13 protein-coding genes are annotated in these 12,776 nt (G+C 68.2%); 8 read left to right on the plus strand and 5 right to left on the minus strand.

All coding sequences use genetic code 11. From position 1 onward, the window contains the following. The 8 genes from FFS08_RS10745 to FFS08_RS10780 are packed head-to-tail and all read left to right on the plus strand — an operon-like array spanning position 1 to position 7,793. Complete coding sequence (locus FFS08_RS10745) at positions 1 to 285, plus strand: VirB3 family type IV secretion system protein (protein WP_137861709.1); 285 nt, start codon at positions 1 to 3, stop codon at positions 283 to 285. Next, positions 264 to 2,618: a VirB4 family type IV secretion/conjugal transfer ATPase gene (locus FFS08_RS10750; RefSeq protein ID WP_137861710.1), complete on the plus strand. Its 2,355-nt coding sequence runs from the start codon at positions 264 to 266 to the stop codon at positions 2,616 to 2,618. Before FFS08_RS10745 ends, FFS08_RS10750 begins: the two co-directional genes overlap by 22 nt. Continuing rightward, entirely contained in the window at positions 2,615 to 3,844 is a 1,230-nt protein-coding gene (locus tag FFS08_RS10755; RefSeq protein WP_137861711.1) for a TrbL/VirB6 family protein, read from the plus strand. The genes FFS08_RS10750 and FFS08_RS10755 overlap by 4 nt, the downstream gene beginning before the upstream one ends. Next, positions 3,841 to 4,614 (plus strand): VirB8 family type IV secretion system protein, encoded by a 774-nt coding sequence (locus FFS08_RS10760; RefSeq protein ID WP_137861712.1) that lies wholly within the window; start codon positions 3,841 to 3,843, stop codon positions 4,612 to 4,614. Before FFS08_RS10755 ends, FFS08_RS10760 begins: the two co-directional genes overlap by 4 nt. Beyond that, a complete protein-coding gene (locus tag FFS08_RS10765) occupies positions 4,611 to 5,303 on the plus strand; it encodes a TrbG/VirB9 family P-type conjugative transfer protein (protein ID WP_137861713.1) in 693 nt (230 codons plus the stop codon). The genes FFS08_RS10760 and FFS08_RS10765 overlap by 4 nt, the downstream gene beginning before the upstream one ends. Further along, positions 5,300 to 6,409 carry a TrbI/VirB10 family protein gene (locus tag FFS08_RS24010; RefSeq protein ID WP_249340994.1) on the plus strand — a complete coding sequence of 370 codons (1,110 nt, stop codon included), beginning with the start codon at positions 5,300 to 5,302 and terminating at the stop codon, positions 6,407 to 6,409. Before FFS08_RS10765 ends, FFS08_RS24010 begins: the two co-directional genes overlap by 4 nt. Then, the gene (gene virB11 / locus FFS08_RS10775) at positions 6,406 to 7,401 is read left to right on the plus strand and encodes a P-type DNA transfer ATPase VirB11 (RefSeq protein WP_137861714.1); all 996 of its coding nucleotides are present in this window, start codon (positions 6,406 to 6,408) and stop codon (positions 7,399 to 7,401) included. Before FFS08_RS24010 ends, virB11 begins: the two co-directional genes overlap by 4 nt. Beyond that, the gene (locus tag FFS08_RS10780) at positions 7,398 to 7,793 is read left to right on the plus strand and encodes a TrbC/VirB2 family protein (protein WP_137861715.1); all 396 of its coding nucleotides are present in this window, start codon (positions 7,398 to 7,400) and stop codon (positions 7,791 to 7,793) included. The genes virB11 and FFS08_RS10780 overlap by 4 nt, the downstream gene beginning before the upstream one ends. 65 nt (positions 7,794 to 7,858) lie before the next feature. On the opposite strand, the gene FFS08_RS10785 is transcribed toward FFS08_RS10780, so the two are convergent. The 5 genes from FFS08_RS10785 to FFS08_RS10805 form a co-directional block, all read right to left on the minus strand. Next, positions 7,859 to 8,236 (minus strand): YdbL family probable chaperone protein, encoded by a 378-nt coding sequence (locus FFS08_RS10785; RefSeq protein ID WP_137861716.1) that lies wholly within the window; start codon positions 8,234 to 8,236, stop codon positions 7,859 to 7,861. Further along, positions 8,236 to 8,382 (minus strand): YnbE family lipoprotein, encoded by a 147-nt coding sequence (locus tag FFS08_RS10790; RefSeq protein ID WP_171012568.1) that lies wholly within the window; start codon positions 8,380 to 8,382, stop codon positions 8,236 to 8,238. The genes FFS08_RS10785 and FFS08_RS10790 overlap by 1 nt, the downstream gene beginning before the upstream one ends. Positions 8,383 to 8,456: 74 nt before the next feature. After that, a complete protein-coding gene (locus tag FFS08_RS10795) occupies positions 8,457 to 11,606 on the minus strand; it encodes an intermembrane phospholipid transport YdbH family protein (protein WP_137861717.1) in 3,150 nt (1,049 codons plus the stop codon). 165 nt (positions 11,607 to 11,771) lie between these two features. Then, complete coding sequence (locus FFS08_RS10800) at positions 11,772 to 12,140, minus strand: hypothetical protein (protein WP_137861718.1); 369 nt, start codon at positions 12,138 to 12,140, stop codon at positions 11,772 to 11,774. A 61-nt stretch (positions 12,141 to 12,201) separates the two neighbouring features. Further along, positions 12,202 to 12,765 carry a helix-turn-helix domain-containing protein gene (locus FFS08_RS10805; protein ID WP_137861719.1) on the minus strand — a complete coding sequence of 188 codons (564 nt, stop codon included), beginning with the start codon at positions 12,763 to 12,765 and terminating at the stop codon, positions 12,202 to 12,204. Positions 12,766 to 12,776 lie beyond the last annotated feature (11 nt).

Below are 12,776 nucleotides of genomic sequence, written 5' to 3' on the forward strand. Positions count from 1 at the left end.
ATGAACGGGCTGGAGCGCGACCCGCTGTTCGTGGCGCTAACGCGCCCGCAGATGTTTGCGGGCGTCACCTACAGCTATTTCGTCGCCAATGCGATTGTGGCAACCGAATTGTTCCTGATATTCAAATCGGCCTGGTCGCTGATCGCTGCCTTGGTGGTCCATCTGATCGGCGTGCTCGCCTGCCTGCGCGAACCACGCTTCTTTGATTTGTGGCTGGCGCGGGTGAGCCGCTGCCCCCGGGTGCGCAACCACAAGATTTGGCAATGCAACTCCTACCGGCCCTGACACGTGATCCCAAGGTCGTCGCGCGGGAGGCGCCTGCCGGGCGCCACCTGCCCTATGCGCGCCATGTCGACGACCATACGATAGAGACGCGCGACGGGATGCTTCTCCAGGTCGTCCATCTGCGCGGCCTGCTCTTCGAAACGGCCGACACGGAGGAACTCAACTATCGCAAGCGCTTGCGCGACGCGATGCTCCAGTCGATCGGCTCCTCGCGCTTCGCGGTCTATTATCACGTGGTGCGCCGGGCGATCGAACCCCAATTCGACGCCGAGTTTCCCGATGCCTTCTCCACGCGGCTCGATGAAGTCTGGCGCGCGCGGCTGGCGGAGCGCCGGCTCTATACCAACGACCTGTTCCTCACCTTGATCCGGCGCCCCCTCCAGGGGCGGATGGGCCTTCTCGACCGGCTCCGCGGCAGCCCGGCCGCAGCCAATACCGGACACGACCTGCGCGCGCTGGACACGGCCCGCGATGCGCTGATCGCCGCGCTCGGCAGCTATGAACCCCGGCTGCTCTCGGTCTATCAGACCGCGCAGGGCAATTGCTCGGAACCGCTCGAATTCCTGTCCTCGCTCTACAATGGCGAGGTTCGACCGGTATTGTTGCCGATGCAGGACGCGGGCGCCTATTTGCCCTATCGCCGGATCAGCTTCGGACAGGAGGCCATCGAGCTCGGCGCCGCGGGTCCCAGCCCACGCAGCTTCGCGGCGATCGTCTCGATCAAGGACTATCCCGGCCAATCGGCGCCCGGCATGCTCGACGAGTTGCTTCGCCTGCCCTTCGAGATCACGATCTCGCAGAGCTTCGGCTTCGTCGAGCGCCAAGCCGCGCTCTCGCGGATGAACCTGGCGCTGCGGCGGATGCGCTCGGCCGAGGACGAGGCGGTGAGCCTGCGTGCCGATCTTTCAGGCGCCAAGGACGATGTCGCCGCGGGGCGCGCCGGCTTCGGCGAGCACCACATGACGATCGCCGTGCGCGGGCAGACGCTGGCGGAAGTCGATCGCGGCGTGGCCGAGATACAGGCGACGCTGGCCGATCTCGGCATCATCGCGGTGCGGGAGGAGATCGCGCTCGAGCCTGCCTTCTGGGCCCAGTTCCCCGGGAACTTCAAATATATCGCCCGGCGCGGGCTGATCTCCACCGCGAATTTCGCCGGTTTCGCCAATGGCCACAACCTGCCTCAGGGCAAGGCGTCGGGAAACCATTGGGGAGACGCGGTGACTCTGCTCGAGACCACCGCCGCCGGCCCCTATCACTTCAACTTCCACCACGGCGATCTCGGCAACTTCACCATGATCGGGCCCTCGGGCTCGGGCAAGACGGTGGTGCTCAACTTCCTGCTCGCGCAGAGCCGCAAATTCGCGCCGCGCATCATCTTCTTCGACAAGGATCGCGGTGCGGAGCCCTTCCTGCGCGCGATCGGGGGGCGCTACGACCTGTTGCGCCCCGGCACTGCTTCGGGTCTCAACCCGCTGCAGATGGAGGACGATCCGGCCAACCGCCAGTTCCTGATCGATTGGGTGGCGCTGCTGGCCGGCGGCGCGGACATCGACGAGCTTGCCCAGATCAGGGACGCGATCGACGCCAATTTCGGCCAGCCGCGCGAACAACGACGGCTGCGCCATCTCGTCGAGCTGTTCCGGGGCAGCCACCGTCCGCATGGTGCGGACCTGTGGGCGCGGCTGCGCGCCTGGTGGGGCGATGGCGAACGCGCATGGCTGTTCGACAATGCGGAGGATCTCACCGATCTCACCGCCGATACGGTCGGCTTCGACATGACCCAGATCCTCGACGATCCCGCGGTCCGCACGCCCGCCATGATGTATCTCTTCCATCGCGTGGAGGAACGGCTCGACGGCACCCCGGCGATCATCGTGGTGGACGAAGGCTGGAAGGCGCTCGACGACGATGTGTTCGTCCGTCGGATCAAGGATTGGGAGAAGACGATCCGCAAGCGCAACGGCATCGTCGGCTTCGCCACGCAGAGCGCGCAGGACGCGCTGGAGAGCCGCATCGCGAGCGCAATCATCGAGCAGGCGGCGACTCAGGTCTTCATGGCCAATCCCAAGGCGCGCGCCAGCGATTATATGGAGGGTTTCGGGCTCACCGCGCACGAATATGAGCTGGTTCGCACCCTGCCGGACAATGCGCATTGCTTCCTGATCAAGCACGGCAATGAGAGTGTCGTCGCGCGTCTCGATCTCAGCGGCGAGCGCGAGCTGCTCACCATACTTTCCGGCCGCGAGCGCACGGTGCGATTGCTCGACCAGATCCGCGCCGAACATGGCGAAGATCCCGCGCAGTGGCTGCCCCGCCTGTTGGAGGTGGCATGAACAGCTGCCCCGGCATCACGGACGGCGCCTATCTGCAAAGCGTCCTCGACTTCGTCGATTGCCAGGCGCAGACGATCGGGGCCGCGGGCTATGAGGCTGCCGCGGCGCCGGGCTCGCCGCTCTCGCTGCTGCTGACCGGGTTCGTCACGCTGTTCGTGGCCTTTTACGGCTATCGCCTGCTGTTCGGCGACACGCCGGGCATACGCGAGACCGTGCTTGCGCTGGTGAAGGTCGGCATCGTGCTGGCGCTCGCCACCAGCTGGGGCGCCTATCGAACCCTCGCCTATGAGGTGGCAATGCACGGCCCCGCCGAGCTTGCCTCGAGCGCCGGAGCGCCCGCCGGATTGCCGGGGGCGACCGGTGGGCTGGCCGAACGGCTGCAACAGGTGGACAATGCGCTGATCGCGCTCAACGGACTGGGGACCGGTCCGAACGGCATCGCCACCCGGGCGCGAACCGATGCGAACGGCCAGCCCGTGGCAGTCACCGAAGCCAATCCCGAGCCGGCGAGCATCGTCGGCCCCTTCGCCCTGGGCACCGCACGGGTCACCTTCCTCACCGCGACCATTGCCGCCTATGCTTCGGTCCGGCTGGTCGCCGGCCTGCTGCTCGCACTGGGGCCGCTCTTCATCGCGCTGCTGCTGTTCGAAGGTACGCGCAGCCTGTTCGAAGGCTGGGTGCGCGGGCTGGTAGCCGCGATATTGGGCGCGGTGGCAGTCACGATCCTGCTGGGAGTGGAACTCGCCCTGCTGGAACCCTGGCTCGCGACCTTGCTGGCCCGTCGGCAGGCCGGATTGCCGATCGGCGGAGCGACGAGCGAACTGCTCGTCACATCGCTCGCCTTCGGGCTGGCGATGCTGGCGGGACTCGGCATGGCGGCGCGCGTCGCGATCGCCTTCAGGCTCGGCGCGCTGTGGCGTCGCCTTGCGGCGCATGTCGCCACCACCACGGTCAATACCGACCGGACATCATCGCCCGCAACGCTCCCCGCGCGCCAGCCGCCGGCCGAGCACCAGTCTCGCGCCGTCGCGGTGGCGGAAGCGGTCGCGCGCATCCAGCGCCAGGAAGCGGTGCTCGCAGGTACTGCGGCCGGGCCCGCTCGCACACCGGGCGCCACGAGCCTGCGCGATACGCCCGTCGCGGCGCCGACACCGCTCGGGCAAACTCATCGCCGTACCCGAAACCGGATCTCGGCCAGTGCAACACGACGGGATCGTCAATCATGAAGAACAAGGCGCGCGAGGCGCTGGACGCCTATTATCGCGAGGCCGGAAGCTGGGCCGAAGACAGCCAGGCCGCGCTGCGCGGCTCGCAGCGCACCGCATGGATCGTCGCCGGAGTCGCCTGCGCCATCGCCCTGATGGAGGCTGCGGCGCTGCTTGCGCTCACACCGCTCAAGACCGTCGAGCCCTATACCCTGCTCGTCGACCGGCAGACCGGCTATGTCCAGGCGCTGAAACCCCTCGACGCGCAGCAGGTAAGCGCCAATGCCGCGCTCACCCAGTCCTTCCTGGTCCAGTATGTGATCGCCCGCGAGAGCTTCGACGCAGCGGCGCTGCAGTCCAATTATCGCAAGGTGTCGCTCTGGTCCGCCGGCGAGGCACGCAACGCATATGTCGCGGGCATGCAGGCCTCGAATCCCGAAAGCCCGCTCGTCCGCCTGCCGAGAATGAGCGTGGTGGAAACGCGAGTGAAGAGCGTGTCGCCGCTCGGCGGAAGCGCCGCGCTCGTCCGCTTCGAGACGGTGCAGCGCGACGCGAATGGCACGACGCAACCGCCGCGTGCCTGGGCATCCGTGGTCCGCTATCGCTATTCGGGCGCGCCGATGAGCATCGAGGACCGGTTCGTCAATCCGCTGGGTTTCGAAGTGACGCGATATCAGCGCGATGCCGAAGCGCTGCCGCCGGCCGAACCCGTCGCCGCGGCGCCTGCGGTTTCGCCGGCACCTGCACCATCGCCCAGCGCCAGCCCGCTCCCCGGCTCGACACCGCGATGAGAGGCGTACCCGGCCTGATTCTGCTGCTCGTGCCGATAGCGGCTCCGGCCCAGGTGCGTCCGCAGCCCGGCATCGGCAATCCGCACATTCAGGCGGTCGATTACAGGCCCGACCAGGTCGTCACGCTGGAAGCGGCGCCCGGCTATCAGGTCACGATCGAGCTGGCCCCCGACGAACATGTCGAGAATGTCGCGCTGGGAGACAGCGGCGGGTGGCAGGTAACTGCCAATCGCCGGGGCGACCGGCTGTTCGTCAAGCTGCTCCGGCCCGATGTCTCGACCAACATGCTCGTAGTGACCGACGCGCGGCTCTATAATTTCGAGCTGTCGCCGCTTTCCGCACCGCGCGCGGACACGGCCTGGACTATCCGCTTCCGCTATCCGGGGCCGCTGGCGGGATCGGGCGCAGCCACGCCGGTCGCAGAGAAGGTCGTCGGCCGCTACAAGGTTCGCGGCAGCGCGGACCTTCGCCCAAGCGGAATCCATGACGACGGCGTTCACACCTATCTCGAATGGCCGGAGGACCGCGCGCTGCCGGCCATCTATGCCGTGAACGGTCGCGGGCAAGAGACGCTCGTCAACGGGATGATGCGTGACGGGAGGATGGTGATCGACAGCGTGCAGGACAAGCTGGTGTTCCGCATCGACAATCGCAGCGCCGAAGCGGTGCGCTCGGCGGCCGGGCAGTGACGGATCCCGTCCCTTCCGCCTCGGCTGGCCCCCAGCCCGTGGCCGGTACCGGCATGCTTCCCATGGTCGCGCGCCCGCGCTCGGGGCCACCGGCCTGGGTCCTGTTGCTCGTCGCCATCGGTATCGGCCTGGTGCTGTTCGCGATCCTCGATGCGCGCCGTCGCTCGCTGAGCGCGCCCGCGGTTCGTCCGCGTGCCGCAGATGCCGTGTCGACACCCTCCACCGTTCCTCCGCTCTATATTCCTCCCGTGGCAGAGCCTCGCCCCGCGCTCCCGCCGGCGCCGCTGCCCGCGTCCGGCCTCGCCACGCCGCTTCCGCCCCAGCGCACCACGCCGCAGCCCCAACCTCCTGCCTATGTTCCGCCGCCAGCCAATACGCCGCCGCAACAGGCACCGGCACCCACGCCGCCCGCGCGCATTGCGAGCGAGCCGACGCTGGTGATCGATACGACCGGTGCCGAAAGACCGCGAGCCGCCGGTGACGGCAGTGCCACGCCCGCTACCGGCCAGCCCATGAAGAACAGCATCGCCGGCACCCGCACCGCCGCGGGGGTGCTCGCCAACAAGGCGACGACGGTGCCCCAGGGCACATTGATTCCCGCGGTACTCGAGACCGCACTCGATTCGACCAGTTCCGGCCTGGCCCGCGCTCTCGTCTCGCGCGACATCCGCGGCTTCGACGGCACGCGGGTGCTCATTCCGCGCGGCAGCCGGCTGATCGGCGAATATGGCTCCGACACCGAAACCGGCCAGAAGCGGATGCTCGTCAACTGGATCCGCCTGATCCGCCCGGACGGCGCCACCATCGCGATCGGCTCGCCGGCTACCGATCCGCTCGGCCAGGGCGGCATTCGCGCCAGCGTCAACTCGCATTTCTTCGAGCGCTTCGCCGGCGCGATCCTGCAATCCGCACTCGATGTCGGCGTGAACCTCGCCGCCCGCGCGGTGGACAGTCCGGTGATCGTGGCGGTGCCTGGCTCGATCGGCGGCGCCGTGCGCCCCGTCGCGCCGGCCCAGATCAAGCCGACGCTGAAGGTGAAGGCCGCGACCAGCATCTCGGTCTTCGTCGCGCGCGATCTGGACTTCACGGGCGTCGAAAGCCGGTGAGCGCCGCCGCCGCCGCGAACGACGCGCGAGTCTATCTGAAAGCCTATCTGGCGCCGCTCGCCGAAGTGCTGGCCCGGCCCGACGTGACCGATATCTATGTCAACCGGCCCGGAGAAATCTGGGCGGAAACGCTGGGCGGCGCAGTGGAGCGCCACACGGCTCCCGACCTCGATACCGCCACGCTCAACCGGCTCGCGCGCCAGATCGCCGCGCTCTCGCACCAGGGGATCAGCCGCGAGCACCCGCTGCTTTCCGCCAGCCTGCCCGACGGATCACGCGTCCAGGTCGTGGCGCCACCGGCAACGCGCGGCCCCATGGCGCTTGCCATCCGCAAGCACGTCTCCTCCGACCTCACGCTTGACGATTATGTCGCTGCCGGCGCATTCGCCGCGACCAGCCGGAGCACGGCACCGGGAAGATCGGAGACCGACGTGCAACTTGCCGCGCTGCTCGAAGCGGGCGACATCGCGGGCATGCTCGCCGCCGCCGTGAGGGCCCGCAAGAACATCCTTGTCTCCGGCGGCACCTCGACCGGCAAGACCACCTTCCTCAACGCGCTGATCCGCGAGATCCCGGTCGGGGAGCGCCTGATCCTGATCGAGGATACGCCCGAGCTCCACCAGCATCACGAGAACCTCGTCGGCTTGCTGGCGGTGCGCGGCGCGCTGGGCGAGGCGCGGGTGACCGCGACCGATCTGCTGGCGGCGTCGCTCCGCATGCGCCCCGACCGGATCATTCTGGGTGAGCTGCGCGGCGAGGAAGCCTATACTTTCCTGCGCGCGATCAACACCGGCCATCCCGGCTCGATGACTTCGGTCCACGCGGACTCGGCCGAGCGGGCGATCGAGCAGATCGTGCTGCTCGTGCTGCAGGCGGGCACCCAGCTCAGCCGCGACGATGTGCGTCACTATGTGCGCAGCACGGTGGACGTATATGTCCAGCTCGCCCGCACCGGCGGGCAGCGGCGCGTGGCGGAGGTGTTGCTGGCATGACTGCGCCTGCGCTCGCCTATGCGATCGCGCCTTCACTGGCCGACCCTGCGGGATCGAGCCCATTCGTGGCCGCGATCGGCTGGATCCAGGGCGTCGCTCTGGGCACCATCGCAACCAGCATCGCACTGATTGCCGTGGCGAGCATCGGCTTTCTGATGTTCAGCGGCCGCCTGCAGGTTCGTCGCGGCGTAACCGTGATCGCAGGCTGCTTCGTGTTGTTCGGCGCGCCGGTGATTGCGGCGGGCCTGCTGGGGTCGTTGCGGTCCGGCCGCAATCCTCCCGTGCAGGCAGCGCCTCCGCCTTCACCGCTCGTCGCCGCGATACCGAAACCCACGCCGATGCCGACGTCTGCATATGATCCCTATGCCGGCGCCGCCGTTCCGCAACGATAGCCGGCTCGCATTCCATACCCGGCGCGGTCTCGAGCCGGAAAGGATTGCCGTATCGGCGATACCAGTCAGAGGCAGCGGGCATCCCGCACGGGCGCATCGCCGCCGCGGGTCAGCCAGCGGCCGTCGGGGGCCCGGTATTTCTCTCCGGGCGCAGTACGCGAGATCAGGTTGCAGCCGGTGACGAACGCCATCTGCTCCACCGTCGAGCTCGTCGTCGCCTGCTGCGTATATTGGCGCTTCCGCTGGATGTTGATGTTGTTCACCATCGCCTGGAGTTCCGGCGTCGCGCTGCCGACGATGCCGAGATAGCCATCGGGCTGCTCGCCGACGAGCCCGCCCTGACGCGCCGCCTGATAGGCGGGGTCCCGCTGGGCGGAAGCGGGCGCGACCATGGCGACCGAGAGCATGGCGGCCAGGCCGAAGGTGGGAAGCAACTTGCGCATCAGAATATTCCCGGATTGTCCTGGATGAGAGCCTTCGCCTTGTTGTCGAGACGATAGACCACTTCCTGGGTGATCGAAATGTTGAGGTTGATGACGATCGGCTTGTCAGGCGCGGTCACGTTCACGCAACCGCCTGCAAGCACCATCGGCGCCACCCCAAGGTACCTCAGCCAATGCGGCACCGCCTGTGTCATGCTTCGAAACTGCATATGCTTGCCTTTCATGGGACAGGGGCGCTTTCATGGGGCTGAACGACGGGCCTGGCCGCTTCCTCTGCACGATTCTGCTCTTCGATCAATGACCGCAGGTTGCGCTCGACGAGGCGGCGAGGATCATACCAGGATTGGACCGAGTCCAGCAGCTCGCGAAAGGGCGCGCTGATCCGCACGTTGAATATGAAGGGCAGCCGCGCCAGCCTGCGGATCAGGAAATTGGACTTGGTGCCCTTGCCCTGGCTCACCCCCGCAAAGCCGATGTCGGTGATCATCTCCCCGGCGAGGGGGCCGTTCATCCGAATGGTGAGCTGTTTGTAGTTCAGCGATTTCAACGCCTGGAACGCCATGTTGCCCCAGAGGCCGACATCCTGCCGCGAGACTTCGCCGACATAGGCGATGTGCCCGCCCGCCCGGGCGTGCAACTCGCCGCCTTCGATCCGGCCTCCGTTCGCATCGAAGATCATCGGGAGGGTGCCGTCGAACGTTCCGGTGGCGTCGAGATTGTCGAACGCCATCTCCTTCAGGAACAGCGCGGCGTCGGCGCCCTTCACATGGAAGGTCAGCCGCCGCTCGCCCGCCACGTCGAAGTCGAGAATGGTGGGATCCAGGACGAGTTCGCCGCCCGCGAACGGCCAGCGCGCGCCCTCCACGCGCACGCGACGGCTGTCGAGCAGTTGATAGCGCAGGACGCCGCCGCGAACCGGAACGCCGGGATTGATCTCGGCTATTTCGGCCACCTGCCCGGGCGCCGTGCGCAGGTTCAGCAGGTCGACGAAGTCGAGTTGCGTCCTGAGCCCCTGCACCGGCCCGAACGCCGCCGCCAGATCGACATCGGTCGCAGTGAAGTGGCCGGTGCTGGTGACCGCATCGCCCGTCCAGTCGAACCGGCCCGACCCGGCGACGAGGCCGGCCACATCGGCGATCACGCCATAGGTGAGCGGGGTGAGATTGTTGGGCTGGAGGCCGTCGGTATGGAAGCGGATGCCCGGGACCTCGATCAGCGCCGAGCCTTTCCCCTCGGTCAGATCATGGGCGATGCGCACCGTGCCCACCATCAGTTGGTGCTGGGGGCTGACCAGCCCGGCCTGCGCGTCGATCTTGCCGCCGCTCAGGCGCAAGGTTCCATTCGGTGCCGCCAGCGGCAGGAAGCGGGCCGGCGTCTCCGTATCGGCAAGTGCGAAGCTGCCCTGCAACAGGAGGTCGCCGCGCGCGACATGCCAGGTGCCCTTGCCCTCCGAGAGAAGCAGCGGCACCGCGCCGATCTGGCCGCGCAGCGCGTCGAACTCGCCGTTCGGATCGGAGCGGAAGCTCCCGCTCAACTGGCCGATGTCGAGGCGCGTCGGCCGATCGACGCCCAGGCGGACTTCGGCCTTGGCGATCGCGAAGCGGCTCCCGGCCAGATCGAACTGCGCCGCGTCCGCCGAAAGGCGCAACGGGCTGTCGCCCACCTTGCCCTTCAGATCCGGTTTCGAGGTGCGAATGCCGCCGGCGAGCCCGTGCGGACCCCAGCGCACCATTGCCGGCCCGAGCGGGCACAGCTCGAGGCGATTGCCTTCCAGAACCGCCCCCGCCGCGGCGATGCGCGAGAAGCCGATCGTGCCGCACCCGGGGTTTACTTCGAGCATCGACGCATTCCAGCGGGCCAGGAGCGGCATCGACAGCCCGTCCACGCGCCCGCCGCCCAGCGGCCCCGACAGCGCCATCGCCGTCCGGACTTCGCCGGTATCGCCGCGCAGGCTGAAGTCGAGGCGGGAAAGCGCGAGGGCAGCGCCGCCCGCCGTATAGGGCCGGACGAAGCCGGTGCCGCGCAGCTCGGGGCTTTCCGCGCGCCGTGACAGCTGCACCGTCGTATCCGGCAGCCCGCCACCGCCGAGCGAAAGCCGACCCGCGAGATCGATGCCGCCATCGAGCAGGGCGAGCCCGACGCCGGGCCCCTCACCGAAGCGCAACCGCGCACCCGAACGCGCGGCGAGGTCGAGTTGCCGCAGGCGGAGCGCCGTCCGGCCGGCGCGCATCTCCAGTTCCAGGCCCGCGGAACCCCCGAAATCGCGGCCCGCGTCGCGCATGGCGCGCACAAGCTGCTGGATCAGGGGCGCGACCGGCGTGCCCTGTCCGGCATTGCCATAGCCCCCGACGCGGTCGAGCAATGGCCGCGGCAACGCCGCGCCTTCCACCACCGCCTCGCCCTGGAAGCTGGTGGTTTCTCCGAGCGCATAGCGGCCGGAAAGAACCGCCGCACCAGCATGCATATCCTTCGCGGCGAGCATGCCGGTGTGGAGCGCGACGCTGCCTTCGGTACGGGCATGATCTCCGGCGAAGCCGATGCTGCCGCTCAGCCCGAGCACCTGGCCAAGAGAGGAAGCGACGCTTGCCGCGCCAAGGTCGGCATCGCCCTTCCAGCGCGCCAGCGATGCTGCCAGCGACGCTCGAACATCGATGCGGGGCCGCGCCGCGCGCATATCCGCGCAAGCGACCTGCGCGGCCTGGGCCGGCCCATCGAAGCTCGGCGCTCCGCGCTTGATGCGTATCCGCATCCGGGCGGCGACGCCGTCCAGGGTACAATCGGAGATACGCAGCCGGGTCGCGTCGGCGCGCAGCATGCCGGCGAACCCGTCGGTCAGCATCCCCTTGCCGCTGAGGGCGAGTTCGACCATGCCGCCGCCGCTGTCGAGCCGGAGGCGGGCATCGGCAACGTCGACGATCAGGCGCGGCAGCGAGAATGGCTTGCCGGACGGTGGCGGCAGCAGCCGGTCCAGCGTGCCCAGTGAAAGCGTGCCGTTCGCGATCCGCCCCTTCACCCGGACCGTGCCCGCCCTCACTACCAGTATCTCCGCGCGCCAGGGATAGAGCGACGTGCGAAGCTCGATCCAGTCAGCGGCGAGATCCGGATCGCGCGGATCGCCGATCGACACGTTGGTCAGTCGTTGCCGCCAGGGTGACAGCTGCTCGATCTCATAGCGGGCAGGAACGCCGCGCCTGGCCAGTTCACGATCGACGAAGCCGCGCGCGATGATGCGCCGCTGCAGCCACGCCGCCCCGATCGCAACGGCCAGGACGACGAGCACCCCGATCGCGGCACGGCGCCACCGCCAGGCCGCGCGCGGAGCAGCCGGTTGCGCGTTCCCGCCATTCGACTCTTCCACGCTACGGTCCACGCCCGCTCCAGCCAACAAGCGCCCATCTCGTTGCGGCGCGGTGATCAACTAGAGTCGTTTCATCCCGCAAAGGTTCCGTCAAAGGCAAGCGGCGCGGGGAATCGCCAGGCCCGGGATCATCGGCAGGCGGAAGATCGGCTTCGCGATCCCCGCGCGGTCGCGCGATCAGTTCGCAGTGAAGGCGGTCGCGCCGGCGGCGTTGTACTTCACGGTGACGTAGGAATTGTCGCAGACGTTGATGCCGCTCCACACACCGTTGCTGTTGTCAGCGAAGTTGAGCTTCACGTCGTACTTGCAGCCTTCACCCTTGTTGAAATGGACGGTCATCCGCGCGCCGGGCTTCACCGTCGCATCTTCCTTCTTGAATTCGGGATCGACCTTGTTGGGCTGCCAGTTGGTCGTGCCCGTCGGCGCGATCTCGACCGTCTTGATCGCCTTGCCGCTATTGTTGATCAGCACGAAATCCCAATCGTCCGCCATCGCGGGTGTTGCAATCACGATTGCGGCAATTGTCGCCAGACCCAGTTTCAGCATGATAGCCCCTCCTGCCTTTTGCGGGCAAAATGCGCCTGTCCGCGGCGCTCCGCAAGCCGATTCAGAGCAGGCGGACCAGGCGAATCGCTTCGGCGATCCAGGGCGGGTCGGCCACCACCTGCTGGCGTGCGCCGGCGCCGAGCGGGAGGAGGTGGAGCCGGTCGCCCTCGCGCCCGATCAGCCGCCCGAACAGGAAGCGCCCGGCGGGGCGCGGCACGAGCACGTCCCGGTTGAGCGCTCCCGCGAAACCGTCGGGCGCGAGCATGCGGCACCAGATCTCGTCTCCCGCGCGATAGTCGCCGATCCCGGCCGCCACCGCTACCGCCACCATGCCCGGCTCGGCATGCGGGGGCACCACTGCCGCCGGTCGGCGCGGGGCCTGGGCGCCGGCAGTCTCGAGCATGGCCGCCACCGGAATCTCCGGCCGTTCGGGCAGCTTGACCAGGTCGGCGCTGTCCACACCGAGCGCGGCGGCGATACGATTGAGCCACCCGACCGAGACGGTACGCGTGCCCATCTCCAGCCGGCCGATGGTCTGCGCCGTGGTGGGAGGCTCGCAACGCGCCGCGACTTCCTCCAGCGTAAGCCCCTTGGCGCGGCGCACTTCGCGGATGGCAGTGATCATCGGTGCATTCT

Source organism: Sphingomonas sp. 1F27F7B (assembly GCF_005503355.1).
Classification (GTDB): Bacteria; Pseudomonadota; Alphaproteobacteria; order Sphingomonadales; family Sphingomonadaceae; genus Sphingomonas.

What these genes read in the sequence shown, in the direction of transcription:
- FFS08_RS10745 (WP_137861709.1), top strand. Translation starts at nt 1, where the DNA reads ATGAACGGGCTGGAGCGCGACCCGCTGTTCGTGGCGCTAACGCGCCCG.
- FFS08_RS10750 (WP_137861710.1), top strand. Translation starts at nt 264, where the DNA reads ATGCAACTCCTACCGGCCCTGACACGTGATCCCAAGGTCGTCGCGCGG.
- FFS08_RS10790 (WP_171012568.1), bottom strand. Translation starts at nt 8,382, where the DNA reads ATGGTGCTTGCAGGCGGTTGCGTGAACGTGACCGCGCCTGACAAGCCG.
- FFS08_RS10785 (WP_137861716.1), bottom strand. Translation starts at nt 8,236, where the DNA reads ATGCGCAAGTTGCTTCCCACCTTCGGCCTGGCCGCCATGCTCTCGGTC.
- FFS08_RS10780 (WP_137861715.1), top strand. Translation starts at nt 7,398, where the DNA reads ATGACTGCGCCTGCGCTCGCCTATGCGATCGCGCCTTCACTGGCCGAC.
- FFS08_RS10800 (WP_137861718.1), bottom strand. Translation starts at nt 12,140, where the DNA reads ATGCTGAAACTGGGTCTGGCGACAATTGCCGCAATCGTGATTGCAACA.
- FFS08_RS10805 (WP_137861719.1), bottom strand. Translation starts at nt 12,765, where the DNA reads ATGATCACTGCCATCCGCGAAGTGCGCCGCGCCAAGGGGCTTACGCTG.
- FFS08_RS10755 (WP_137861711.1), top strand. Translation starts at nt 2,615, where the DNA reads ATGAACAGCTGCCCCGGCATCACGGACGGCGCCTATCTGCAAAGCGTC.
- FFS08_RS10760 (WP_137861712.1), top strand. Translation starts at nt 3,841, where the DNA reads ATGAAGAACAAGGCGCGCGAGGCGCTGGACGCCTATTATCGCGAGGCC.
- FFS08_RS10765 (WP_137861713.1), top strand. Translation starts at nt 4,611, where the DNA reads ATGAGAGGCGTACCCGGCCTGATTCTGCTGCTCGTGCCGATAGCGGCT.